Genomic DNA, 25,388 nt, shown 5'->3' on the forward strand with positions numbered 1-25,388 from the left:
GGAACTCCACTTCGCAGTGCGTGACGACGAGCGCGGCCCCGGGTCTCGGCCGCGTGGGTGACCCGACCACTCTACGTGGGACAGCACGGGGCTCTCCGGCCAACAGCGCGTGAGAGGCTGACCCCCTCGCGATCGACGGAGATCGGCCCACCTCGAGGACGACCCCGGAGGAACCGTGTCCTATCTCCTGCGCCTGGTGGTGCCCGACAGGCCCGGCGCCCTGGGTGCCCTCGCGACCGCCCTCGGCACCGCCGGGATCGACATCGTGTCCCTCGACGTCCTCGAGCGCGGCCACGGCGTGGCCGTCGACGACGTCGTGGTGGAGCTCCCCCGGGGCGGGCTCCCGGACAGCCTGATCACGGCCGCCCAGGAGGTGCCGGGGGTCTCGGTCGAGAGCCTGCGACCGTTCGCGGGGCCGCTGGACACCCACCGGGAACTGGAACTGCTCGACGCCCTGGCCCGGGCCGCCGAGGGCACTTCCGCCAAGCTGCTCGCGGCGGAGCTCCCCCGCGTCTTCCACAGCGGCTGGGCCGTCGTCCTGTCGGCGGTCGACTCCCCCGACGAGGCGTGGGAGGTCGCTGCCGCGTCGGAGGCCGCCCCGACGTTCGACGGGCTCCTGCTGCCGTGGATGCCGCTGGCCGGTCCGCGGTTGCTGCCGAGCGAGGACGAGTGGCTGCCCGAGCGCTGGCGGGAGATGGCCATCGAGATGATGGCCGCCCCCTACGGCGGCCCGGGCTGCGCCGTCGTCCTGGGCCGGTCGGGCGGTCCGGCGTTCCGGCGCTCGGAGCTGCTCCGCCTGGCCCACCTCACCGGTATCGCGACCACCGTGGCGTCGCTCCCGCCGGCCTAGCTCTCCGCCGGCGCCTCGTCGGTGCCGTCGCCGATCGTGGCGACCTCGCGTGCGGCCTCGGGTCCGTCGGCGAGCAGCACCGCGAACCCGTCGTCGTCGAGGACGGGGGCCTTGACCTGCACGGCCTTGTCGTACTTGCTCCCGGGGTCGGCGCCGACGACGACGAAGCCGGTCTTCTTCGACACCGAGCCGGTCACCTTGCCGCCGCGCTCCTGGATGGCGGCGATCGCCTGGTCGCGGCTGTAGTCGCGCAGCGACCCGGTGACGACGACGGTGACGCCGGTGAGCGGGCCGGGACCGGTGTCGCTGCCCTCGTCGACCATGCGCACCCCGGCCTGACGCCACTTCTCGACCACGTCGCGGTGCCAGTCGACCTCGAACCAGTCGCGGACGGACGTCGCGATGGTGGGCCCGACGCCGTCGGCGGCAGCGAGCTCCTCCTCCGACGCCGCCATGATCCGGTCGAGCGAGCGGAAGTCACGGGCCAGCGCCTGGGCGGCGGTCGGGCCGACGTGCCGGATGGAGAGCGCCACCAGCACCCGCCACAGCGGCACGTCCTTGCGGCTCTGCAGGTTGGTGAGGAGCTTCGCCCCGTTGGCGCTCAGGGTGCCGTCCTTCTTCGTGAAGAACGACGACCGCTGCAGCTGGTCGGCGTCGAGGAAGAAGACGTCGCCCTCGTCCTGCAGCAGGTGGCTCTGCAGCAGGGCGATCGCCGCCTCGTAGCCCAGGTTCTCGATGTCGAACGCACCACGGCCCGCGACGTGGAACACCCGCTCCCGCAGCTGGGCCGGGCACGACCGGGCGTTCGGGCAGCGGATGTCGGCGTCGCCCTCCTTCTCCGGCCGGAGCTCCGTGCCGCACTCGGGGCAGTGCGTGGGCATGACGAACGGGCGCTCGTCGCCGGTCCGGGCGGCGACGACCGGGCCCAGCACCTCGGGGATGACGTCCCCGGCCTTGCGGATCACGACCGTGTCGCCGATAAGCACGCCCTTGCGGACCACCTCGGACGCGTTGTGCAGCGTGGCGAGCTGCACCGTCGACCCGGCGACCTTGACCGGCTCCATGTACGCGAACGGCGTCACCCGGCCGGTGCGGCCGACGTTCACCTTGATGTCGAGGAGCGTGGTCGTCGCCTCCTCCGGCGGGTACTTGAAGGCGATCGCCCAGCGCGGGGCCCGCGACGTCGACCCGAGCCGGCGCTGCAGCGAGTACTGGTCGACCTTGACGACGACGCCGTCGATCTCGTGCTCGACCGAGTGCCGCTGCTCCTGGGTCTGCTCGATGAAGGCCCAGACGGCCTCCAGGTCGTCGACCACCCGGGACCGGTCGCTCACCGGCAACCCGAGACCGCGCAGCCGCTCGTAGGCGGCCGACTGCCGGTCGACGTCGAAGCCGCGGTGCGCGCCGACGCCGTGCACGACGAGGCGCAGCGGCCGGGAGGCGGTGACCTTCGCGTCCTTCTGGCGGAGGGACCCCGCTGCGGCGTTGCGCGGATTGGCGAAGGGGGCCTTGCCCGCCTCGACCATGCCGGCGTTGACGTCGGCGAACGCAGCGACCGGGAAGTAGATCTCGCCGCGGACCTCGAGCAGCTCGGGGATGTCCGCACCGGTGAGCTGCTGCGGGACGTTGGCCATGGTGCGGACGTTCGCGGTGACGTCCTCCCCCGTCGTCCCGTCGCCCCGCGTCGCGGCCCGGACCATCCGGCCGTTCTCGTACACGATGGCTACGGCGACGCCGTCGACCTTGAGCTCGCACAGGTAGCTCGCCGCGGCGGCTCCCTCGCGCTCGACGCGGGCCGCCCAGGCGGAGAGCTCGTCGCTGGAGAAGGCGTTGTCCAGGCTCTGCATCCGCTCGAGGTGCTGGACGGGTGCGAAGGTCGCGGTGAACCCGCCGTTGACCTTCTGGCTCGGGCTGTCGGGGGTCACGAGCGCCGGGTGCGCGACCTCGATGGTCTTCAGCTCGCCCATCAGCTCGTCGTACTGCCCGTCGCTGACCAGCGGCTCGTCGCGCACGTAGTACGCGAACGCGTAGCGGTCGAGCTCCTCGGACAGGTCCCGGTGGCGCGTCCGCGCGTCCTCGGGGACCTCGGTGACGTCCTCCCGGTCGGTGGCGGCCACCACCGCAGGGGCGTCGAGTTCGGCCGCGTCGTCGATGGGCGTCGTGCTCACGCGACGACGGTATCCGGCGGCTGTGACAGCGAACCGCCGTTCCCCCGGACGGGGTGTCACTCCGGCCGGAGGTACTTCGCCGCCTCGCGCACGTGTTCCATGGCGGCGCGCGCGTAGGTCGGGGTCGCGCCCGCCAGGCCGCAGGACGGCGTGAGCGTGACCGCCGAGGCCAGGTCCTCGAGGGGGAAGCCGAGCTCGTTCCACCACGCGCGGACCCGGGAACCGGTCGCCTTCGCGGCGGGCAGCGTCGTGTCGGTGCCGGGCACGACCCCCGGGAGGAGGTGGGTGCCGGCCTCGATGGCGGTGCCGACGGCGTCGAGGTCCTGCACCAGTCCCAGGTCGAAGGACAGGCCGGCGGCACCGGCGGAGCGGAACAGGTCGAGGGGTGCCCGGGGGGCGCAGCAGTGCACGACGACGGGGACGGGCAACCGCCCCACGAGGTCGGCGAGCTCCAGCTCGACGACCGTCGCCTCGACGGCCGCGAGCTTTCCGAAGCCGCTGACGGTGGGCAGCCCGCCCTGGAGGACGGCGGGCACGGACGGCTCGTCCAGCTGGACGACGACCCGGGCGCCGGGCATCCGCGCCTCCACCGCGGCGACCTGCGTGGCCAGCCCCTCCGCCAGCGACTGCGCCAGGTCGCGCCGCGCGCCGCTGTCCACGACCGCGCGATCACCCCGGGTCCGCTCGAGGCCGGCGGCGAGGGTCCAGGGACCTGCGGCCTGGAGCTTGAACGGGCCCACCCAGCGGTCCGCGACGTCGTGCAGGGCGTCGAGGTCGCGCTCGAGGAACTCCCGCGCCCGGCGCTGGTCGATGCCCGGCCGCGGGACCAGCCGCCAGCCGCCCGGCGTCAGGTCGAACGCGAGGTCGACGAGGAGGGCTGCGCTGCGGCCGATCAGGTCGGCGCCGGCACCCCGGCCGGGCAGCTCGGGCAGGTGCGCGAAGTCCGGCAGCTCCCCGACCACCAGCCGCGTCGCCTCGGCCGGGTCGGTACCGGGCAGCGACCCGACGCCGGTGGCCGGACCCCAGGCGGTGGTGTCCGACGTCGGGTCGGTGTTCTCGGCGGTCACGGCGCCGACGCTACTGACCCACCGCTCCGGACCGTTCCACCGCCATCGCCACGGCGGCCTGCCCGAGGACACGGTCGCCGCGTACGGGATCGGCCTCATAGAGCACCGCGGACTGCCCCGGCGCGACGCCGCGCTGCTCCTCGGCGAACTCGACCAGCAGCCCCCCGCCGTCGCCTGCGTGCACGCGGCAGTCCACCGGTGCCGCGTGGGCGCGCACCTGCACCTGTGCGGCGAACGGGAGCTCCGGGACGGCGCCGGTCCACGTGGGCACGCCCGTGCGCACGGCCGGCACCCCGGCCAGGTCCGCCGTCCCGACGGTCACCGTCCGCGTGACCGGCTCGATGCCGAGGACGTACCGCGGCCGCTGGTCCCCCACGGAGACGCCCAGGCCCTTGCGCTGGCCGACGGTGAACCCGTACGTCCCGTCGTGCTCCCCGACCTGCTGCCCCGTCCCCGCGTCGACGACCGGCCCCGGCAGGCTGCCCAGGCGTCGCGCGAGGAACCCGCGGGTGTCGCCGTCGGGGATGAAGCAGATGTCGTGCGAGTCGGGCTTGGCGGCGACGGCGAAGCCGCGCTCGGCCGCGATCTCGCGCACCCGGTCCTTGGTCATCGAGCCCAGGGGGAACATCGCCGCGGCCAGCTGCTCCGGCGTGAGCACGCCGAGCACGTAGGACTGGTCCTTGGCCGCGTCGACCGAGCGCCGCAGCTCGCCGTCCTCGAGCCGCGCGTGGTGGCCGGTGACGACCGCGTCGAACCCGAGGGCCATGGCGCGGTCCAGGACCGCGGAGAACTTGATCTTCTCGTTGCAGCGCAGGCACGGGTTGGGCGTCCGGCCCGCGGCGTACTCGGCGACGAAGTCGTCCACGACGTCCTCGGTGAACCGGTCGGCCAGGTCCCAGACGTAGAACGGGATCCCGAGCTCGTCGGCGACCCGGCGGGCGTCGTGGGAGTCCTCGACGCTGCAGCAACCGCGGGAACCGCTGCGCAGGGTCTGCCGGTTCTGCGACAGCGCCAGGTGGACACCGGTCACGTCGTGCCCCGCGTCGACGGCGAGCGCGGCCGCGACCGCGGAGTCCACTCCTCCGCTCATCGCGGCGAGCACCCTCATGCGGCGGCCCTCATCGCCGGCCCATCCCGGCCATGCGCGCGCGCTCCACGACGGGGGCGATCACGTCGAGGACGGCGTCGACGTCGGCGTCGGTCGACGTGTGACCGAGGGAGAAGCGCAGGGAGCTGCGGGCCCGGTCGGCCTCGGCGCCGGTGGCCAGCAGGACGTGGCTGGGGCGGGCGACGCCGGCGCTGCAGGCGGAACCGGTCGAGCACTCGATGCCGCGGGCGTCGAGCAGCATGAGGAGGGCGTCGCCCTCGGCGCCGGGGAACGACAGGTGGGCGTTACCGGGCAGCCGCCCGGGCCCGCCGTTGACGCGGTCGCCCAGCGGAGCGCCGTTCAGCTGCGCGTCCGGGATCTGCGCCACGATCCCGTCGACCAGCCGGTCGCGCAGGCCGGCCAGCCGGGCAGCGCGGTCCGCACGCGAGCCGACGGCCGCGACGGTGGCGACGGCGAGCCCGACGATGGCCGCGACGTCGAGCGTGCCGCTCCGCACGTCGCGCTCCTGACCGCCGCCGTGCAGCAGGGGTGTGCACTCGGCGTCGCGCCGCAGCAGCAGGGCTCCGGCGCCCATCGGGCCGCCGAGCTTGTGACCGGTCATGGTCAGGGCGTCGGCACCGCTGGTCTCGAAGTCGACCGGCACCTGGCCCACGGCCTGGACGGCGTCGGTGTGCAGCGGGACGCCGACCTCGTGGGCGACGTCGGCCAGGGCGGGGACGTCGCTGATCGTGCCGATCTCGTTGTTCGCCCACATCACGCTGACCAGGGCGACGTCGGACCCGTCCCCCAGCGCCTCGGCCAGGGCGTGCGGCAGCACCCGGCCACTGGGCTCGACCGGCAGCCAGGTGATCTCCGCACCGTCGTGCCGGGCCAGCCACTCGACGCTGTCGAGCACGGCGTGGTGCTCGGCGGGGCTGACGACGATGCGGCGACGACGCGGGTCGGACTCCCGGCGAGCCCAGAACAGGCCCTTGACCGCGAGGTTGTCGCTCTCGGTGCCGCCGCCGGTGAAGAGGACCTCGGACGGGCGCGCGCCCAGCGCCTCGGCGAACCGCTCGCGGGACTGCTCGGCGGCGCGGCGCGCGGCCCGCCCGCTCGCGTGCAGCGACGAGGCGTTCCCCACCCGGCCGAGCTGCTCGGTCATCGCAGCCAGGACCTCGGGAAGCACCGGCGTGGTAGCCGCATGGTCCAGGTAAGTCATGACGTAGCCAATGTAGTCGCGCTCGACGGAGCGCCCTGATCGACGGCGACGGTCCGCCCGGCCACGCCCGCGCCGAGGATCGCCGGGACGGTCAGCACGGCCACCGCGACGAGCACCGCCGGCCAGAGCGCGCCGCCGCTGTCGGCCGCGCCGGCCACGAGGAGCCCGGAGAGACCGACGCAGAGGGCCGACGCGGTGACGTCGGAGATCTGCAGCGCCGCCGAGTTGGCCCCCCGCTCCGCCTCCGGCGACTGGTCGAGCAGCAGCACCCCGACGCTGGGCATGGCCAGACCCATACCGACGCCGGCCAGGCCCCACGTCAGGTAGGCGGGCCACCCGCCCAGGGCCGGGATCGCGGAGGTGGCGGTGGCCGCGAGGCCGGCCGCGAGCAGCAGGCACCCGGCTCGAAGCACCTTCTGCCGGGGCACGTCGGGCCGTCGTCCCTGCAGCTGCGCGGCGAGCACCCAGCCGACGGCGCCGGCGGTCAGCGGCAGCCCGGCGGTGGCCGCGCTCCATCCGTGCGCCTCGGTCAGCACGAAGGGCAGGAGCGCGTCCATGCCGAAGAAGGCGCCGGCGAGCAGTCCCCGGGAGGCGACGACGGCCGGGATCCCCTGCCGGGCTCGGATGGTGCCGGTCGGGAGCAGCCGGCGCAGACCGAGCGCCAGGCCCGCGGCGCCCAGGACGGCGAGCGCGAGGGCGGCCAGGTCGAGCCGCTGGGCGGCGTACTGCAGCGCGGCGATGCCCGCCCCGGCCAGCAGGGCCCACGGGGCGTTGCTCCGCCGGTGCGACGGGGTGTCGCGGACCGGCGCTCGCCCGGCGCCCGCGCTGAGCAGCAGCGCGAGCCCGGCGCCGACGAGCGGCAGCAGTCCGAGGAACACCCCCCGCCAGCCGAGGTGCGTCGTGACCAGGCCGGCGGCCAGCGGACCCACCAGCGCGGGCAGCACCCATCCCGCGGCGAAGGCGCCGAAGAGCCGCGGGCGGAGCTCGGACGAGTAGGCCTGCCCGGCGATGACGTAGAGCAGCACGATGACGACGCCGGCCCCGAGCCCCTGGACAGCGCGTCCGACGACGAGGACCGCCATGTGTTCGGCCACCCCGGCGACCAGCAGGCCCGCGGCGAACACGACCACGCCCGCGAGGACGCCCGGCCGCGGCGACCGCCGGTCGCCGACCTCACCGCCGACGACCATCCCGACGACCGAGGTGACGAGGAAGGCGCTGAACGGCCACGCGTACCAGGCCACGCCGTCGAGCTCGTCGACCGCGCTCGGCATCGCCGTCCCCACGGCCATCGCCTCGAAGGCGATCAGGGTGACGAGGGTCAGCAGCCCGACCGTCGTCCGCCGGTGGCCGGCGTCCCAGATGCTCGCCCGGCCGTCCACGTCCGGCGTCAACTCCCTGCAGCTGCGTCTGCTTCCCCGAAGACACGCCGAGCGCCGGCCCCCCATGGGGGACCGGCGCCACTGGTGACGTGCTGGAACGGCCTCGCTGCAGGGGCCCGCGCCGAGCGGAGCGAGGCGTGGGGGGCAGCGAGGTCCTTTACTTGCGGGCGGTGATCTGCTCCGTGGCGGCGGGGACGACCGTGTTCAGGTCGCCGACGACGCCGAAGTCGGCCAGCTCGAAGATCGGGGCCTCGGGGTCCTTGTTGATGGCCACGATGGTCTTCGAAGTCTGCATGCCGGCGCGGTGCTGGATGGCACCGGAGATGCCGACGGCGACGTAGAGCTGCGGCGAGACGGTCTTGCCGGTCTGGCCCACCTGGAAGCTGTGGGGGTAGAAGCCGGAGTCCACCGCGGCACGCGAGGCGCCGACGGCCGCACCGAGCGAGTCGGCGAGGCCCTCGATGACGGCGAAGTTCTCGGCGCTGGCCACACCGCGGCCACCGGAGACGACGATCGAGGCCTCGGTCAGCTCGGGCCGGCTGCTCTTCTGCTCCACCACGCGGTCGACGACCCGGGCCAGCTTGGCCTGGTCGCTGACCGACACGGACACCGGCTCCTCGGCGGCGGCCGCGGGGGCCGGCTCCGGGGTGACCGAGTTGCCCCGCAGGGTGTAGATCGGGGTGCCGACCGTCACCTGGGAGTGCACGATCGTCGCCCCGGCGAACGCGGCCTGGGTCGCGGTGCCGTCGGCGGCGATCTCGGTGACGTCGGTCAGGAAGCCGCTGCCGGTCTTGATCGCGAGGCGGCCGGCGATCTCCTTGCCCTCCGGGGAGGACGGGATGATCACCGCGGACGGGGACTTCTCGGCGACCAGCTGCGCGAGGACCTCGGCCTTGGGGGCGACGAGGTAGGCGTCGATGTCGTCGGACTCGGCGACGTAGACCTTCGCCGCGCCGTACTCGGCCAGCGCGTCCTTCACGCCGGCGGCCGTGCCGGGTGCACCGAGGACGACGGCCGACGGCTCACCGAGCGCCCGGGCCGCGGTCAGGGCCTCGAGGGTGGTCTTGCGGACGCCACCGCCGGCCGGGTTCAGCTCGGCCAGGACCAGGATTTCTGCCACGATTCTGTCTCTCTTCCTTCAGTCCGGGCCGGGTCAGACGATCTTCTGGCTGGCGAGGAAGTCGACGAACTTCTGCGCGCCGTCGCCCTCGTCGACGACCTTCACGCCCTCGCCCTTGGGCGGGCGGCCGGCGAAGTCGAGCACCTTGCTGGTGGCGTTGGCCAGGCCGACGCTGCCGGCGTCGAGGCCGAGGTCGGCCAGCGTCTTGGTCTCCACCGGCTTCTTCTTCGCGGCCATGATCCCCTTGAACGAGGGGTAGCGCGGCTCGTTGATGGTGTCCCAGGTGGACACGATCGCCGGCAGCGGCGCCTCGACGGCCCAGTAACCGCCGTCGGTCTGCCGCTCGATCTTCGCCATGCCGCCCTCGACGGTGAGCTTCCGCGCGCCAGAGAGCTGCGGGATGTTCAGCCGCTCTGCGACCAGCGCGGGCATCACGCTGAGCTGGGCGTCGGTCGCCTCCGCACCGCAGAGGACGAGGTCGTACTCCAGCTGCTGCAGGGCAGCGGCGATGACGCCGGAGGTCTGCACCGCGCACGAGCCGTGGATGGCGTCGTCGACGACGTGCACAGCCTTGTCGGCGCCCATGGACAGGGCCTTGCGGATGGCGTCGGTGGCCGAGTCGGGCCCGACGGTGAGGACGGTGACCTCGCCGCCCTCCCGGTCACGCACGAGCAGCGCCTCCTCGATGGCGTACTCGTCCATCTCGTTGATGACGTTGTCGGCCGAGGCGCGGGCGACGGTGTTGTCCGCCGGGTCCAGCTTGCGCTCACTGCCGGAGTCCGGGACCTGCTTCACAAGAACGACGATGTTCATCGCGCTGACCTTCCTCAGGACGCGTTCAGGACGCGGGCACGCGGGCCCGCCTGGCTCCGATCATCGAGGTTACTGGCTGGTAACGCGGCGGCGGTACGAGGGGCGGGTGACGACGGTCACGCCTCCGCCCTCTCCGGGAAAAGCCGGCGCAGGACGTCGGCCAGGGTCACCACCCCGACGACGCCTGATGCGTCGGTGACCAGCGCCAGGTGGTTACGGGTCTCCCGCATGGCGGTCAGCGCCGCGTGCACGGTGGTGCCGGCGTCGAGGCCGAAGACCGGCCGAGCGAATCGCGCGGCCGGTGCGTCCTCCGTTGCCGCGAGGGTGTCCCGGACGTGCACGACGCCGCTGATGCGTCCGCCGTCGTCGATCAGGATCCGCAGGTGCCCGGTGGACCGGGTCCGTTCGCGCACCTCTCCGGCCGTCGCGCCCGCTGGCACCGCCACCAGCGGGGCGCCCGTCCGGACGAGGTCGCGGACCGTGAGCCGCTCCAGCTCGAGGGCGCTGTTGAGCTGTGCCGAGAACCGGGCGTCGAGGGCACCGACGTTGACCGAGTGCTCCACCAGGTGTCGCAGCGCGGCGGGGCTGTGCCCGGCGGCGACCTCGTTGGCCGGCTCCACCCCGACCCGGCGGACCAGGACGTTGGCCGCGGCGTTGAGGACCCGCAGCAGCGGACGGAAGACGGTCAGGAACGCACGCATGGGCAGCGCGAGCAGGGTCGCGGAGCGCTCCGGATGGGCGATCGCCCACGACTTGGGGGCCATCTCCCCGACCACCAGGTGCACGAAGGTGACCACGATCAGCGCCAGGACGAAGCCGACGACGTCGGCAGCGACGAGCGGGAGCCCCCATGCCTCGAACTGCGGGGTCAGCCAGTGGTGCACGGCGGGCTTGCTGATCGCGCCCAGCGCGAGGGTGGCGGCGGTGATGCCCAGCTGCGAACCGGCGAGCAGCAGGGTCAGCTCCGAGGAGCTGCGCAGGGCGGCCCGGGCGGAGCGGCTGCTGGCGGCCGCGTCCTCCAGCCGGTGACGTTTGGCCGCGAGTGCGGCGAACTCCACCGCGACGAAGAACGCGCTGAGCGCGACGATGACCACCGTCGCGGGCAGCACGACCCACGGGCTGTCGCTCATCGGTCGGTCTTCTGGGACGTGGCGCCACTGCGGTCGGGCAGCTCCAGGCGCACCCGCGACGGGACGTGGCGGTCGACGGCGAGCACCTCGATCCGCAGGTACCGGGGGCCGGGTTCGCCCTCGGCGACGAGGTCGGCGAGGTCCGGCGGCAGCTCGACCTCCAGCCGGGTGCCCTCCTCCGGCAGCGCCCCGTGGACGGCGATGACCAGGCCGGCGATCGTCTCGAAGTCGCCCCGGGGCAGGTCGGCGCCCAGGGCGCGCTCGACCTCGTCGACGTGCACGTCGCCCGGCATCTCCCAGACACCGTCCCCCGCGACCGGGACGAACTCGGGGTGCTCGGTGTCATGCTCGTCGGTGATCTCGCCTACGAGCTCCTCGGCGAGGTCCTCGACGGTGATGACGCCGGCGAAGCCTCCGTACTCGTCGATGACGCAGGCGAGCTGATTGTCGGTCTCCGTCAGCCGGCGCAGGGTGTCCGGCAGCGGGCTGAAGGTGGAGACGGCGAGCGGCGGACGGGCGATCGTCGTGACCGCCGCGCTGTCCGGCGCCGGCGTCGTCAGCAGGTCGACCAGGTGCACGACGCCGACGACGTCGTAGGTGTCGGTCGCCAGCACCGGGTACCGCGAGTGCCCCTGCGCCATGAGCGCGCGCAGGTCGCCGAGGGTGTCGGTGTCGGCCACGGTGTCCACCCGCGGCCGCGGGATCATCGCGTGCCCGACGTCCCGGTTCGGGAAGTCCAGGATGCGGTCGAGCATCATCGACAGGTCCGCCGGCAGATCCCCGCTCTCCCGGGAGTCCTCGACGATGTGCTCGAGGTCGCGCGCCGTCGCGGCCTGCTCCACGTCGTGCACCGGCTCGATCCGCAGCGCCTTGAGCAGCAGGTTCGACGCCGCGTCGAAGACGCGGATCAGCCAACCGAACAGCGCCAGGTAGACGACCGTGGACCGCGCCATCCACCGGGCGACGGGCTGCGGCCGGGCGATGGCGAGGTTCTTGGGGAACAGCTCGCCGAAGAGCATCTGGACGACGGTGGAGAACAGCAGGGCCAGCACAGCGCCGACCACGACCGAGATCGCGGTGGGGATGCCGATGCCCCCGAGGAGCGTGCCCAGGGAGTCACCGATCAGCGGCTCGGCGACGTAACCGACGAGCAGCCCGGTGACGGTGATGCCGAGCTGGGCGCCCGACAACATGAAGGAGGTGCGGCGGGTCACGGACAGCGCCCGCTCGGCGGCGGCGTCGCCTTCCTCCGCCCGGGCGCTGAGCTCCGACCGGTCCACCGCCATGAAGGCGAACTCCTGGGCCACGAAGTAGCCCGTCACGACGGTGATGCCCGAGACCACGAGCACACCGGTCAGGAGCGTGAGCACTTCGGTCACCGGCCGCGCACCCCCTCGACGGATCCGGGGGGCACGGCCATGCGTATGTGACTGGTACTCATGTCTCTCTTCGTCGGAACCGGCGGGGGCGGGCAACGCCTCCGCGACGGGTCAACGCCCGACCGGGTTGCGTCGTTCCGCCCGCGCCGGGATCAGGCGGGGTGGGCCCACTCCCCCGTCGCGGCGAAGTGCGCCAGGGTGGCCGTGTGCGGCGCGAGGTCCAGGCGCTGCTGGGCCACCCACTCGTCGGAGTAGTACGTGTGCGCGTACCGCTCTCCCCCGTCGCACAGCAGCGTGACGACGCTGCCGCTGCGTCCGGCCGCCACCATCTCGGCGACCAGCTGGAACGCGCCCCACAGGTTGGTGCCGGTCGAGCCGCCGGCCCGCCGTCCGGTGGCCCGCTCCAGCTCCCGCATCGCCGCCAGCGACGCCGCGTCGGGGACGCAGACCATCCGGTCGACGATCGTCGGCACGAACGACGGCTCCACCCGCGGTCGGCCGATCCCCTCGATCCGCGAGGACAGCCCGGTCGCCGTCGTCAGGTCCCGGTCACGCCAGCCGGGGAAGAACGACGAGCCCTCCGGGTCGACGACGGCGAGCCGGGTGGGCAACCGGCGGTAGCGCAGGTAGCGGCCGATCGTGGCGCTCGTGCCACCGGTCCCCGCACCGACCACGACCCACTCCGGCACCGGGTGGTTCTCCAGCGCGAGCTGGCTGAAGATCGACTCGGCGATGTTGTTGTTGCCCCGCCAGTCGGTCGCCCGCTCGGCGTTGGTGAACTGGTCGAGGTAGTGGCCGCCGCACTCGGCCGCGAGGCGGCGGGCCTCCTCGTAGATGTCCGACGGACGGTCGACGAAGTGGCAGCGGCCGCCGTGGAACTCGATCAGCTCGACCTTCTCCGGGCTGGTCGAGGCCGGCATCACCGCGACGAACGGGAGTCCGAGCATCCGGGCGAAGTAGGCCTCGCTGACCGCCGTCGACCCGCTGGAGGACTCCACGACGGTGGTGCCCTCGGAGATCTGCCCGGAGCACAGGCCGTAGAGGAACAGCGACCGGGCCAGCCGGTGCTTGAGGCTGCCGGTCGGGTGGGTGGACTCGTCCTTGAGGTACAGCTCGACGCCCCACTCGGGCGGCAGCGGGTAGACGAGCAGGTGGGTGTCGGCGCTGCGGCGGGCGTCGGCCTCCACGATCGCCACCGCGCGGTCGACCCAGGCACGGCCACCGGGATCGGAGCGGTCCACGTCCGAGGCGGTGGGAGCCCCCGAGGACGTCACTGCGGCTCCTGCGGGACCACCAGGACGGGGCGCTCCGCGGGGGTGACGGTCACCGCCGCCCCCGGGGTGAGGTCGCCACTGGTGGCGCTGGCCACGTCGACCCGGACCTCCACCCCGTCGGGGAGCGCGACGAGCACCCGGGTCGAGGCTCCGGAGAACGTGCGGGTCACGATCCGCGCCACGCCCGCGGGATCCGCCGTCACGACCAGCGCCTCCGGACGCACGAGCGCGACGACGTCCCGCGACGCGGGGGCCGCACCGGTGACCGGGCGCCGGACGCCGAGCAGGTGCACCTCCCCGCCGGAGAGCTCGGCCGGCACCCGGTTCATCGTGCCGACGAACTCCGCGACGAAGCCCGTCGCCGGCCGCTCGTAGAGCTCGTCGGGGCTCGCCACCTGCTCGAGCCGGCCGCCGCGCATGACCCCGACCCGGTCGGCGACCGACAGGGCCTCGGCCTGGTCGTGGGTGACGAAGACGGTCGTGATCCCGAGTTCGAGCTGGATGCGGCGGATCTCCTCCCGGAGCTGCACCCGCACCTGGGCGTCGAGCGCCGACAACGGCTCGTCGAGCAGCAGCACCTGCGGCGCGACGGCCAGGGCACGGGCGAGCGCCACCCGCTGCTGCTGACCGCCGGAGAGCTGATGGGGATAGCGCGCCGCGCGGTCGGCCAGACCCACCAGCTCGAGGAGCTCGGCCGCGCGTGCGGCCTGCTCCGCCTTCGGGCGCCGCCGGATCCGCAGGCCGAAGCCGACGTTCTCGGCCACGGTCAGGTTCGGGAAGAGGCTGTAGGCCTGGAAGACCATGCCCATGTCGCGTTTGCTCGCCGGAACGCCGGTGATGTCGCGGCCGTCGAGGAGTACCCGCCCGGCATCGGGTGAGTCGAAGCCGGCGATGGCGCGCAGCGCCGTGGTCTTGCCGCAGCCCGAGGGCCCGAGCAGGGCCAGGAACTCGCCGCCGGCGATGTCGAGGTCCAGCCCGTCGAGCGCCACCACGGCGCCGTACCGGCGGGTCAGCCCCTCCAGGCGGATGGGCACCCCCGGGCGTTCACGGAGGTCGGCCGGTCCGGCGGGCCGGGTGGACACGGCAGTCATGAGCTCTCCTTCGTGCCGCGCCGGCGGTCCAGCGCGGAGATCATCAGCAGCAGCACCCAGGTCACGACGAGCGACAGCACCGACACGGCGACCGACAGCTGCGGCTGCGAGCCCGAGATCCGCACGATCCACGTCGGGAACGTCTCGAAGCCCAGGATCGCGGCGATCGTGTACTCCCCCAGGACGAGGGCGAGGGTGAGGAACGAGGCGTTGAGCACCGACGTCCGCAACGCGGGGAGCACCACCGAGACCAGCACCCGGGGCCAGGAGGCACCGAGGTTGCGGGCGGCCTCGGTCAGGGTGCGCAGGTCCGCCCCACGGACACCGGCGTCGAGCGCTCGGTAGACGAACGGCAGCGCGAGGATCACGTAGACGAAGACCAGGATCCAGGGCAGCGCCGGCTCCTGGAGGGCGAAGAAGGCCTCCGCGAGCGGCGTCCCGAAGAAGTAGTCCGGCGCCCAGGCCAGCACGCTGCGGACGCCGACGACCAGGGCGATCGGCGGCAGGACCAGCGGCATGAGCGTGAGCAGCTCGACCGTCGTCCGCAGCCGGGGCAGGCGGAGGTTCACCAGCACGACGGTCGGGACCATGAGCAGCAGGGCGATGGCCACCGTCAGGCCGGCGATGGCCAGGGACCGCGTGAACGCCTCGGCGAAGCCCTCGGCGCCCGGGATCTCGGCATAGGTCCCCAGCGAGACGCCGTCGCGCTCCCGGATGGTGAACCACACCGACGCCGCGATCGGCACCAGGAAGTACAGGCCGAGGACGGCGAGGACGGCGTAGCGCCACGCACCAGAGCCCCGTCGTCCCGACCGGACCGGGGTCTCCGGGGCGACGCTGCCGGCGCCGGCCACCCCTTCGGCGAGGGCCGTCATGCCAGCCACCGCTGCGTGCGGCGCTGGACCCAGGCGTAGAAGACCATCACCAGGCCGACGAGCACGACCATGCCCAGGGCGAGGGCCTTGCCGCGGTTCTCCGAGCCGACGACGACGTCACCGGACAGTGCGTTCGCGATCTGCAGCGTGACCAGCGGGACGCTGCTGCCCACGAGCGCCTTGGCGGTGGCATAGGCGGCGAAGGCCGAGGCGAACAGCAGCATGGTGGCGCCGATGACCGGTGGGGCGAGCACCGGACCGCCGACGTGCCGCCAGTACTGCCACCCCGTGGCCCCGAGGTTGTCCGACGCCTCCCGCCACTGGGGCCGCAGCGCCTCCAGCGCCGGGATGATGGTGAGCACCATCAGCGGGATCAGGAAGTACAGGTAGACCAGCGCTAGTCCGGTCATCGAGAACAGGGTGAAACCGCCCAGCCCGAGCCCGAGCGTGTCGGTCAGCAACGCGGTGACCACGCCGGCGTTGCCGATGGTGGCGAGGAACGCGAACGCCAGGGGGATCCCGCCGAAGTTGGCGAGGACACCGGAGGCGGTGAGCACCAGGCGGCGGAGCAGCCGGCCCCGCCGCGCCCGGAGGACGGCTACGGCCAGCGCCAGGCCGAGCACGGCGCCGAGCACGGCGGTGATCGCCGACAGCTGGAGGCTGCCCACGTAGGCGCGCCGGTAGGGACCCTCGGTGATCGCCTGGATGGAGGCGGTCGACCAGGTCTCCTCGAAGGTGACCGGGTCGGTGGCGCGGAATGCCTCGACCGCCAGGACTCCGATCGGGAGCAGCAGGAAGACCGCGACGTAGAGGAAGAAAGGGAGCGCGCCCAGGACGACGAGCACGCGGCCGCGCCGGCCTCCCCTGCGGGAGACCGGCGCGACGGCGTCCGGGGTGCGATCCGGGGCTGCGGTACTCAGCCGGAGATCTCCGCGTTCCAGCGCTCGGCGACGACCGCCTGGGCCGCGGTCTGCTGCTCGTCGGTCGGGAACTCGACCTCACCGTCGACCTGGGGCAGCGCCGCGAGCGCGTCGGCGTCCGCGGTCCCCGCCTCCTCCATGGCCGGCAGCCGGACCGGGCGGGATCCGCCCTTCAGCCAGATGTTCTGGCCCTCGTCGCTGTACAGGAACTCCTGCCAGAGCCGGGCGGCCGCCGGGTGCGGGGCGAACTTGCTGATGGCCTGGCTGTAGTAGCTGCCGAAGACGCCGTCGGACGGGACGGCGACCTGCCACTCCACGCCGTCGGCGGCGAAGTCCTCGGTGAACGAGGCGTTGAGGTAGTCCCAGTCGATGGAGATCGGGGTCTCGCCGCTCTGGATGGTGGCGGGGGTGATCTCGACCGGGTTGAAGTTCCCGGCGTCCTTGATCTGCTTGAAGAAGTCGATCCCCGGGCCGATGTCGTCGAGGTCCCCGCCGTTGGCCAGGGAGGCCGCCCACACGCCGCTGAACGCCGCGGCGGCCTGCGTCGGGTCACCGTTGAGGGCGACCTGGCCGGCGTACTGCGGGTCGAGCAGGTCCTCGAAGGTGGTCGGGCACTGCGCGATCACCGACGCGTTGCAGCCGATGGAGATGAAGCCGCCGTAGTCGTTGAACCAGTGGCCGTCCGGGTCCTTCTGGTTCTCCGGGATCTCGTCCCAGGTCTCGACCTTGTACGGCGCGAGGAGGTCCTGCGCCTGCGCCTGCCGGGCGAAGGCGGTGCCGAGGTCGAGGACGTCGGGGGCGCGGTCCTGGCCCTTCTGGCTCTCGACGGCGTTGAGCTCGTCCTGGCTGGAGCCGTCGGGGGTGGCGCTGTTGATCTCGATGTCGTACTTCTCGCTGAAGGTGTCGAGCATCTCGCCGTAGTTCGCCCAGTCCGGGGGCAGCGCGATGACGTTGAGCGTCCCCTCCTCCTGCGCGGCCTCGATGAGGGCGTCCATGCCGCCGAAGTCCTCGGCGGAGGTCGCGGTGGCTGCGTCGGAGCCGCCGCCGCCCGAGGATCCGCCGTCGTCGGAGCCGCAGGCGGTGAGCACGAGTCCGGTCGACACGACGACGACCGCGGCTCGCAGGGTGGTTCCTCGCACAGGTCCTCCAGGTAGTGGCGCCGCGCCCGCCCAGTGCCCCGTTGACGCTGGACGGCCGGCGTCGAGATTGTGACGGACCCGAGCGGTTCCGGGGCGGTTACGGCTCGCGAACGTCGGGTGAACCCTCGGCGCAGGTCAGCGCGGCCGGGGTCAGCGGCCGGTGAAGGTCGCCTTGCCGGGACCGCTCTCGAGGAAGGAGCTCATGCCCGTCCGCTGGTCCTCGGTGTCGAACAACTCGGCGAACAGACGCGTCTCCAGCGCCAGGCCCTCGTCGAGGGTGCCCTCCAGGCCCTCCTCGATGGCCCGCTTGGCCGCGGCCAGCGCCAGCGGGGGGCCGGCGGCGAACTTCTTCGCCATCGCCACCGCGGTGGAGTACACCTCGTCGTCGGGGACGACGGCGTCGGCGAGGCCGATCTCGAGGGCCTCTTCCGCACCGACGTGGCGACCGGTGAAGACGAGGTCCTTGGCCTTGGCGGGGCCGACCAGGCGGGCCAGCCGCTGCGTGCCGCCGGCCCCCGGGATGATGCCGAGCTGGATCTCCGGCTGGCCGATCTTGGCGCCGGCGCCGAGCACCCGGAAGTCGGCGCAGAGGGCGAGCTCGTAGCCGCCGCCGAGCGCGTAGCCGGTGATGGCGGCGATGACGGGCTTGGGGATGTGGGCGACCGTCCGGAAGGAGTTCTGCAGCTCGCGTCCCCAGGCGGTCATGCTGCCCGCGTCCAGCTGTGCCATGGCCTTGATGTCGGCGCCGGCGGCGAACACCCGCTCGCCGCCGTAGAGGACGACGGCGCGCACGTCGGCGCGCTCGGACGCCTCCATGGCGGCGGCCCGCACCTCCTGGTGCAGCTGCTCGTTGATCGCGTTCATCTTCGGCCGGTCGAGGCGGATCGTGCCGACCCCGTCCTCGACCTGCAGGCTCACGAACTCAGGCATGGCCGCACCATAGAAGGACCCCGCTGCCCCCCGCACCTCGCTCGCTCGGCGCGGCCCCCGCAGCGGCGCCGTTCCAGCCCGTCACCGTGCGCGGCGGGCGGCGAAGCGGCCGTCGGTGCGGGTCAGCGAGAGCGACAGCCCGAACGTCTCCGACAGCGCCTCGGCGGTGAGGACGTCGCCCGCGGCGCCGGCGGCGACCACCTCTCCCCCGCGCAGCAGCAGCGCGTGGGTGTACCCCGGCGGGATCTCCTCGACGTGGTGGGTGACCAGCACCTGGGCCGGCGCGTAGTGGTACTTCGCGAGATCCGAGAGCCGCGCGACGAGGTCCTCGCGACCACCCAGGTCCAGGCCGGCGCCCGGCTCGTCGAGCAGCAGCAGCTCCGGGTCCGGCATGAGCGCCCGGGCGATCTGGGCGCGCTTGCGCTCCCCCTCGCTGAGCGTGCCGAACGGGCGGTGCGCGTACTGGGCCACACCCCACTGCTCCATGAGCATCCCGGCCCGGGTGAGGTCGTGGACGTCGTACCGCTCGCGCCAGCGGCCCACGACGGCATAGCCCGCCGACACCACGATGTCGCCGGTCGTCTCCGACGGCGGGATGCGCTGCGCGAGCGCCGCGCTCGTGATGCCGATGCGGGGACGCAGCTCGAAGACGTCCACCGCGCCGAGGGTCTCGCCGAGCAGCCGCACCTCGCCACGGGTGGGATGCATCTGCGCCGACGCCAGCTGCAGCAGGGTGGTCTTGCCGGCGCCGTTCGGGCCGAGGATCACCCACCGGTGGTCGGCCTCGACGGTCCAGTCGACGCCACGGAGGAGGAAGTTGTCCCCCCGTACGACGTCGACCCCGGTCATCCGGACGACCGCCTCGTCAGCGGCTGCACTCGACACGCCCCCCATCCAACCAACACGGCACGTCGACCCTGCGCGTGCAGGGGCTCCGGACTTGGCACGATCGCTGCGTGACCGGACACAGCTGGAGCGGACCAGGCAGCGACCCCGGCCGTGAGGTGCTGCCCGGCAGCCCCGCGCCGCTCGGCGCGCTCTGGGACGGGACCGGCACGAACTTCGCGCTCTGGTCCGCGGGCGCACACGCGGTGGACCTCTGCCTGTTCGACCCCGACGGCACCGAGCACCGGCACCGCCTCGAGGAGACCACCCACCAGGTGTGGCACGGCCGGCTGCCCGGCGTCGGCCCGGGGCAGCGCTACGGCTACCGCGTGCACGGCCCCTACGACCCCGCCGCCGGCCTCCGGCACAACCCGGCCAAGCTGCTCCTGGACCCCTACACCCGCGCCGTCGACGGCGACCTGTCGCTGCACCCGTCGCTCTTCGGCTACACCGGGGAGGGTGGCGACGGCGGTCCGTGCGACCAGGACTCGGCTCCGCACGTGCCCCGCGGCGTCGTCGTCCACGACCCGTTCCCGTGGGACGGCGACCGTCCGCTGCGCACCCCGTGGTCGGACACCGTCATCTACGAGGTGCACGTCAAGGGGGCGACGGCGGCGCACCCGGACGTGCCGCCGCACCTGCGCGGCACCTACGCCGGCCTCGCCCACCCGGCGTTCGTGCAGCACCTGCAGTCCCTCGGCGTCACGGCGGTGGAGCTGCTCCCGGTGCACCACTTCGTCAGCGAGCCGCACCTGCTCCGCCGCGGGCTGACCAACTACTGGGGCTACAACACCCTCGGCTACTTCGCGCCGCACGCCGCCTACAGCTCCTCGGGCAGCGGCGGCGGCCAGGTCCTCGAGTTCAAGACCATGGTCAAGGAGCTGCACGCGGCGGGCATCGAGGTCATCCTCGACGTCGTCTACAACCACACCGCCGAGGGCGACCACACCGGCCCGACGCTGTCCTTCAAGGGCATCGACAACCCCGGCTACTACCGGCTCGACGGCGCCAACCGGGCGCGGTACACCGACTACACCGGCTGCGGGAACACCCTCGACGTCCGCCGCCCGTCGGTGCTCGGGCTGCTCATGGACTCGCTGCGGTACTGGGTCACCGAGATGCACGTCGACGGGTTCCGGTTCGACCTCGCCTCGGCGCTCGCCCGCTCGATGCACGACGTCGACCGGCTGTCGGCCTTCTTCGACGTCGTCCACCAGGACCCCGTCGTCAGCACCGTGAAGCTCATCGCCGAGCCGTGGGACGTCGGTCCCGGTGGCTACCAGGTGGGCAACTTCCCGCCGCCGTGGACGGAGTGGAACGGCAAGTACCGCGACACCGTCCGCGACGTCTGGTCCGGTGCGCACGTCGGCGTCCGGGACCTCGCCTACCGGCTGACCGGTTCCTCGGACCTCTACCGCTCCGACGGCCGGCGGCCCTTCGCGAGCATCAACTTCATCACCGCCCACGACGGGTTCACGATGGCCGACCTGGTCACGTACGAGCACAAGCGCAACGAGGCCAACGGCGAGGACAACCGGGACGGCGAGAGCCACAACCGGAACTGGAACTGCGGCGTCGAGGGCCCGAGCACCGATCCGGAGATCGAGAGCCTGCGGGCCCGGCAGGTCCGGAACCTGCTGACCACCCTCCTGCTCTCCACCGGCGTGCCGATGCTGACGGCAGGCGACGAGCTGGGCCGCACGCAGCAGGGCAACAACAACGCCTACTGCCAGGACAACGAGCTGTCCTGGATCGACTGGAAGGACGTCGACGAGGACCTGCGCGCCTTCGTCACACGGCTGGTCCGGCTGCGGCGGTCGGCGCCGGTGCTCCGGCAGGAGGCCTTCTTCGAGGGGCACGAGATCCCGGGGTCCGGCGGCACCCGCGACCTCGCGTGGTTCGCCCCGGACGGCGGTCAGCTGACGACGCAGGACTGGTTCGACACCGGCCTGCAGACGCTCGGCATGTACCTGGACGGCCGGGGCATCCGGCACCGCGACGAGCACGGCCGGCCCGTCGTCGACGACTCCTACCTGGTGCAGCTGCACGCCGGCCCCGAGCCGGTGACGGTGCAGCTGCCGGACGCGCCCTGGGCCGACGGCTACGAGCTCGTCGTCTCCACGGAGTACGCGACCGGCGCCCCGCCCGAGACGACGATCATCGCCCCCGGCCCGGTGGAGCTCCCCGGCCGCTGCGTCTGGGTGCTCCGCGTCGTCCGGAGGCCATGAGGGCAGAGCGCACTGAGGCCCCGTTCCAGGGCTCGGAACGGGGCCTCAGCGCACTTCGTCTGGGTGCTGCTACTCGGTGGGCTGCTCGAAGGTGATGACGGTCCAGCCGAGGAGCAGGCGGTCGCCGTCGGAGAGCGGGTGGGCGACGCCCGGCTCGAGCTGGGTCCACTCGGTGGCCTCGGGACCGGCGACGTGCGTGCCGTTGAGCGAGCCGAGGTCGACGAGGGCCACCTCGCTGCCCGAGCGCTGCAGTGCGGCGTGCGCCGACGACAGCACGTTCTGGGTGTCGGCGATCGGCACCGGGCGGGCGCCGCCGTTGGTGACCATCTCGTGGTTGTCGGGGCGACGGCCCAGCACGATGTCCTCGTCGACGGTCACGACCATGCCGTCGTCGAAGCGCAGCACCGGGGCGGCCGCCTTGTCCGGCCGCCAGAACGCGGTCTGCTCGCCGGAGTCAGGAGCGGCCGACATCCGGCTGGACCCCGAACCGAAGCCGGCGTCGGACCCGGCGGTGAAGGACGAGGGGCTCGCGGTGGCCGGCGGCACGGCCGACGAGGACGACGGCGCGGGCGCGGCCAGCTGCAGCATCGCACCGGACCCCGGGACGGTGCCGTCGACGAGGTCGAAGGCGACACCCGGCGGCATCTGCGGTGCGGCCTGGCCGGGACCGACGTACAGGGTCTGGCCGAGCTGGAACCCGGAGGCGAGCGTGCCGCCCTCCACGGCAGAGCCGGACACGGGGACCCCGTCGACGGCCGGCTGCCCCTTGCCCGACCAGAGGGCGACGCCGGTGCCGGTGCCACCCGTCGTGTCGGCGATCACGAGGGCGAAGGACGCGGAGCCGTGGGCGAGCGAGCTCACCTGGCCGGCGACGGCGGCGAGTACCCGGTCCGCCCCGGGACCCGACACGCCCAGGCAGGCGTGGAGGGCCGCGACGAGGGCGGGTGAGCCCGGGGCGTCGACCCAGAGCAGTCCGCCGCCGCGACGCGCGACGACGGAGTCTCCAGGGAGTACTTCACAGCGGTCTGGCATGGCGTCCAGCCTAGTGATCGACACAGGATCCGCGCGGCCTGGCGATGCCGCCACGCCGGGGTGTCACCACGTTCTGCGAGGTAGATGGGACGTACGAGGTTCGAGTGTCTGGTGCACAACGTTCATGCGCTGCTCACCACACCGAGCTCCGCCGGGTCTGCCATGCGCGCCGAGTGCGGGAGTACACGCACCGTGTAACCGAAAGCGCCCGTCCGCTCCAGTGGGACGGTGGCCGTGAACCAGTGCCGCGAGCCGTCGGTCTGCTCGTGGGCCATGGGGACGCTCGTCACGTCGTGCAGACCGTCGGCGTCGTCCACGCGGCCGTAGGCCGCCTGCACCTCGACGTCGCCCGGGGTGAGGCCCGGCAGCTCGACCTCGGCCCGCAGGGCCAGGGTCGTGCCGATCTCCGGGGTGTCCCCCGCGCCGGTGGCCTCGACGTGCGCCACCCGCACCGTCTGCCAGTTCCCGAGCAGGTGCGACCGCCAGGCGGCCTCCTCCCGCGCGGGCGTGTAGCCGTCCCCGGCCATGGCCCGCGCCGAGCCGGCGGCCGGGACGTAGAGCCCCTGCACGTAGTCGCGCACCATGCGGGTGGCGAGCACCTTGGGGCCGGTCTCCCGGAGCGTGTGCCGGACCATCTCCACCCAGCGCGCCGGGACGCCGTTGGCGTCCCGCTCGTAGAACCGCGGCTGGACCTGGTTCTCGAGCAGGTCGTAGATGGCCCGCGCCTCGACCTCGTCGCGCCGGTCGGGGTCGCTGACGCCGTCGGCGGTCGGGATCGCCCACCCGTTCTGGCCGTCGAACCACTCGTCCCACCACCCGTCCCGGATGGACAGGTTCAGCCCGCCGTTGAGCGCGGCCTTCATGCCGGACGTGCCGCACGCCTCGAGCGGGCGCAGCGGGTTGTTCAGCCAGACGTCGCAGCCCCAGTAGAGGTAGCGCGCCATCCCGATGTCGTAGCCGGGCAGGAACGCGATGCGGTGCCGGATCTCCGGGTCGTCGGCGAAGTCGACCATCTCCTGGATGAGCTTCTTGCCGCCGTCGTCCGCCGGGTGGCTCTTGCCGGCGATGATCAGCTGGATCGGCCGCTCGGGGTCCAGCAGCAGTGCCTTGAGCCGGGCGGGGTCGCGCAGCATCAGCGTCAGCCGCTTGTAGGACGGCACCCGGCGCGCGAAGCCGATCGTCAGGACGTCGGGGTCGAACGCGGTGTCGGTCCAGCCCACCTCGCCCTCGGTGGCGCCGCGGGAGAGGGCCGTCTCGCGGATCCGCCGGCGGACCTCGTCGACCAGCCGCGAGCGCAGCGTCCGCCGGATGCTCCACAGGTCGGCGGCCGCGATCTTGTCCACGCCGTCGAAGTGGACGGGCCCGTCGACGTCCACCGGGTCACCCTGGCTGGAGGTCTGGGTGCCCATCTCGACCAGCTCGCGGGCGGTCCACGTCGGCGCGTGCACACCGTTGGTGATCGAGCCGATCGGCACGTCGCCCTCGTCGAAGCCCGGCCACAGGTCGGAGAACATCCCCCGGCTGACGTGCCCGTGCAGCCGGCTCACGCCGTTGGCCCGCTGGCCCAGCCGCAGGCCCATGTGGGCCATGTTGAACTTCGACGGGTCCTCCTCGGCGCCGAGGACGAGCAGGTCGTGCATCGGCACGCCGAAGCCGGCGAAGTAGCGCTCGATCAGCGCCTTCGGGAAGCGGTCGATACCGGCCGGGACCGGCGTGTGGGTGGTGAACACCGTGCCGGCGCGCACCGCCTGCAGCGCCTCCGGGAAGGACAGCCCGTGGGCCTCGGAGAGCTCGCGGATGCGCTCGATGCCCTGGAAGCCGGCGTGGCCCTCGTTGGCGTGGAACACCTCGGGCAGAGGGGTGCCGGTCAGCCCGCAGTAGGCGCGGACGGCCCGCACGCCACCGATGCCCAGCAGCATCTCCTGCCGGAGGCGGTGGTCCTCGTCGCCGCCGTACAGCCGGTCGGTGACCAGCCGCTCGCCGGGTGCGTTCTCCTCGATGTCGCTGTCGAGCAGCAGCAGCGTCACCCGGCCCACCTGGGCCCGCCAGACGTGGGCGTAGAGGGTCCGGCCCTCGGGCAGCGGCACGGTGATGACGGCGGCAGAGCCGTCGGGCTCGCGGAGCAGCTTCACCGGCAGGCCGTGCGGGTCCAGCGAGGGGTAGTGCTCGAGCTGCCAGCCGTCGGCCGACAGGCCCTGCGTGAAGTAGCCGGCCCGGTAGAGCAGCCCGACGCCGATCAGCGGGACGCCGAGGTCGGAGGCGGCCTTGAGGTGGTCACCCGCCAGGATGCCGAGGCCACCGGAGTACTGCGGCAGCACCTCGGTGATACCGAACTCCGCGGAGAAGTAGGCGATGCTCTTCGGCGCCTCGGCACCCAGCGACTGGTACCAGCGCGGCGTCGACAGGTACTCGTCGAGGTCGTCGACGGCGTCCTGCAGCCGGCGGACGAAGCGGCGGTCCTTGGCGAGCGCAGCGAGCCGCTCGGCCGACACCTCCCCCAGCGCCCGTACCGGGTCGCCGCCGCAGCTCTGCCAGAGCCCCGGGTCCAGGGTCTCGAAGAGGTCGCGGGTCTCCGGGTGCCAGGACCACCGGAGATTCATCACGAGCTGGGACAGGGGCGTCAGGGGTTCGGGCAGCGCCGCACGGACGGTGAACCGACGAAGAGCACGCACCGGCCGAGACTAACCAGCCGACGGCGTACCGCCAGGGGAACGGCAGAACAATCCCGAGCACCTGCGTCACCGCCCCGACGGGTGAGGTCCGTGGGACGCGAGGGGAGCCGAGGTGCTCGTGGGA

20 protein-coding genes are annotated in these 25,388 nt (G+C 73.2%); 2 read left to right on the forward strand and 18 right to left on the reverse strand.

Annotated features, from left to right (window positions below; translation table 11 throughout):
* The first annotated feature begins 175 nt into the window (after positions 1-175).
* On the forward strand, positions 176-850 hold the full coding sequence (locus CRP30_RS00730) for an ACT domain-containing protein (RefSeq protein WP_097182066.1): 675 nt from the start codon (positions 176-178) through the stop codon (positions 848-850).
* Here CRP30_RS00730 and ligA read toward each other — a convergent pair.
* The 16 genes from ligA to CRP30_RS00810 form a co-directional block, all read right to left on the reverse strand.
* Positions 847-3,018, reverse strand: coding sequence for an NAD-dependent DNA ligase LigA (ligA, locus tag CRP30_RS00735; protein ID WP_235003088.1), 2,172 nt, complete (start codon positions 3,016-3,018; stop codon positions 847-849). The two genes, CRP30_RS00730 and ligA, sit on opposite strands and share 4 nt — an antisense overlap.
* 56 nt (positions 3,019-3,074) lie before the next feature.
* Positions 3,075-4,085, reverse strand: coding sequence for a methionine synthase (locus CRP30_RS00740; RefSeq protein WP_235003089.1), 1,011 nt, complete (start codon positions 4,083-4,085; stop codon positions 3,075-3,077).
* Between the two features lie 10 nt (positions 4,086-4,095).
* Positions 4,096-5,193: a tRNA 2-thiouridine(34) synthase MnmA gene (gene mnmA, locus CRP30_RS00745; RefSeq protein ID WP_097182068.1), complete on the reverse strand. Its 1,098-nt coding sequence runs from the start codon at positions 5,191-5,193 to the stop codon at positions 4,096-4,098.
* A 10-nt stretch (positions 5,194-5,203) separates the two neighbouring features.
* Positions 5,204-6,394 (reverse strand): cysteine desulfurase family protein, encoded by a 1,191-nt coding sequence (locus CRP30_RS00750; protein ID WP_097182069.1) that lies wholly within the window; start codon positions 6,392-6,394, stop codon positions 5,204-5,206.
* Positions 6,391-7,788: an MFS transporter gene (locus tag CRP30_RS00755; RefSeq protein WP_235003091.1), complete on the reverse strand. Its 1,398-nt coding sequence runs from the start codon at positions 7,786-7,788 to the stop codon at positions 6,391-6,393. The genes CRP30_RS00750 and CRP30_RS00755 overlap by 4 nt, the downstream gene beginning before the upstream one ends.
* A gap of 145 nt (positions 7,789-7,933) precedes the next feature.
* Complete coding sequence (locus CRP30_RS00760; protein ID WP_097182071.1) at positions 7,934-8,896, reverse strand: electron transfer flavoprotein subunit alpha/FixB family protein; 963 nt, start codon at positions 8,894-8,896, stop codon at positions 7,934-7,936.
* Between the two features lie 33 nt (positions 8,897-8,929).
* On the reverse strand, positions 8,930-9,709 hold the full coding sequence (locus CRP30_RS00765) for an electron transfer flavoprotein subunit beta/FixA family protein (protein WP_097182072.1): 780 nt from the start codon (positions 9,707-9,709) through the stop codon (positions 8,930-8,932).
* 116 nt (positions 9,710-9,825) lie between these two features.
* Entirely contained in the window at positions 9,826-10,839 is a 1,014-nt protein-coding gene (locus tag CRP30_RS00770) for a hemolysin family protein (RefSeq protein ID WP_097182073.1), read from the reverse strand.
* Entirely contained in the window at positions 10,836-12,218 is a 1,383-nt protein-coding gene (locus tag CRP30_RS00775) for a hemolysin family protein (protein WP_097182074.1), read from the reverse strand. The genes CRP30_RS00770 and CRP30_RS00775 overlap by 4 nt, the downstream gene beginning before the upstream one ends.
* Positions 12,219-12,370: 152 nt before the next feature.
* On the reverse strand, positions 12,371-13,459 hold the full coding sequence (cds1, locus tag CRP30_RS00780; protein ID WP_235003092.1) for an L-cysteine desulfhydrase Cds1: 1,089 nt from the start codon (positions 13,457-13,459) through the stop codon (positions 12,371-12,373).
* Between the two features lie 29 nt (positions 13,460-13,488).
* On the reverse strand, positions 13,489-14,583 hold the full coding sequence (locus tag CRP30_RS00785; protein ID WP_097182076.1) for an ABC transporter ATP-binding protein: 1,095 nt from the start codon (positions 14,581-14,583) through the stop codon (positions 13,489-13,491).
* The gene (locus CRP30_RS00790; protein WP_200814489.1) at positions 14,580-15,458 is read right to left on the reverse strand and encodes an ABC transporter permease; all 879 of its coding nucleotides are present in this window, start codon (positions 15,456-15,458) and stop codon (positions 14,580-14,582) included. The genes CRP30_RS00785 and CRP30_RS00790 overlap by 4 nt, the downstream gene beginning before the upstream one ends.
* Complete coding sequence (locus tag CRP30_RS00795) at positions 15,455-16,303, reverse strand: ABC transporter permease (protein WP_097182077.1); 849 nt, start codon at positions 16,301-16,303, stop codon at positions 15,455-15,457. Before CRP30_RS00795 ends, CRP30_RS00790 begins: the two co-directional genes overlap by 4 nt.
* 71 nt (positions 16,304-16,374) lie before the next feature.
* The gene (locus tag CRP30_RS00800) at positions 16,375-17,517 is read right to left on the reverse strand and encodes an ABC transporter substrate-binding protein (protein ID WP_097182078.1); all 1,143 of its coding nucleotides are present in this window, start codon (positions 17,515-17,517) and stop codon (positions 16,375-16,377) included.
* Between the two features lie 150 nt (positions 17,518-17,667).
* Entirely contained in the window at positions 17,668-18,447 is a 780-nt protein-coding gene (locus CRP30_RS00805) for an enoyl-CoA hydratase/isomerase family protein (protein WP_097182079.1), read from the reverse strand.
* Between the two features lie 81 nt (positions 18,448-18,528).
* Positions 18,529-19,341, reverse strand: coding sequence for an ABC transporter ATP-binding protein (locus CRP30_RS00810; RefSeq protein WP_097182080.1), 813 nt, complete (start codon positions 19,339-19,341; stop codon positions 18,529-18,531).
* A gap of 62 nt (positions 19,342-19,403) precedes the next feature.
* Here CRP30_RS00810 and glgX point away from each other — a divergent pair, with 62 nt between their 5' ends.
* A complete protein-coding gene (gene glgX / locus CRP30_RS00815) occupies positions 19,404-21,560 on the forward strand; it encodes a glycogen debranching protein GlgX (RefSeq protein WP_200814490.1) in 2,157 nt (718 codons plus the stop codon).
* Positions 21,561-21,629: 69 nt separating this feature from the next.
* Here the strand turns inward: glgX and CRP30_RS00820 are convergent, their stop codons facing one another.
* Positions 21,630-22,592 (reverse strand): FHA domain-containing protein, encoded by a 963-nt coding sequence (locus CRP30_RS00820; RefSeq protein WP_097182082.1) that lies wholly within the window; start codon positions 22,590-22,592, stop codon positions 21,630-21,632.
* A gap of 122 nt (positions 22,593-22,714) precedes the next feature.
* Positions 22,715-25,264 carry an alpha-glucan family phosphorylase gene (gene glgP, locus CRP30_RS00825; protein WP_097182083.1) on the reverse strand — a complete coding sequence of 850 codons (2,550 nt, stop codon included), beginning with the start codon at positions 25,262-25,264 and terminating at the stop codon, positions 22,715-22,717.
* Between the last annotated feature and the right edge of the window lie 124 nt (positions 25,265-25,388).

The sequence above is a fragment of the Blastococcus haudaquaticus genome, from assembly GCF_900230285.1.
GTDB lineage: Bacteria > Actinomycetota > Actinomycetes > Mycobacteriales > Geodermatophilaceae > Blastococcus_B > Blastococcus_B haudaquaticus.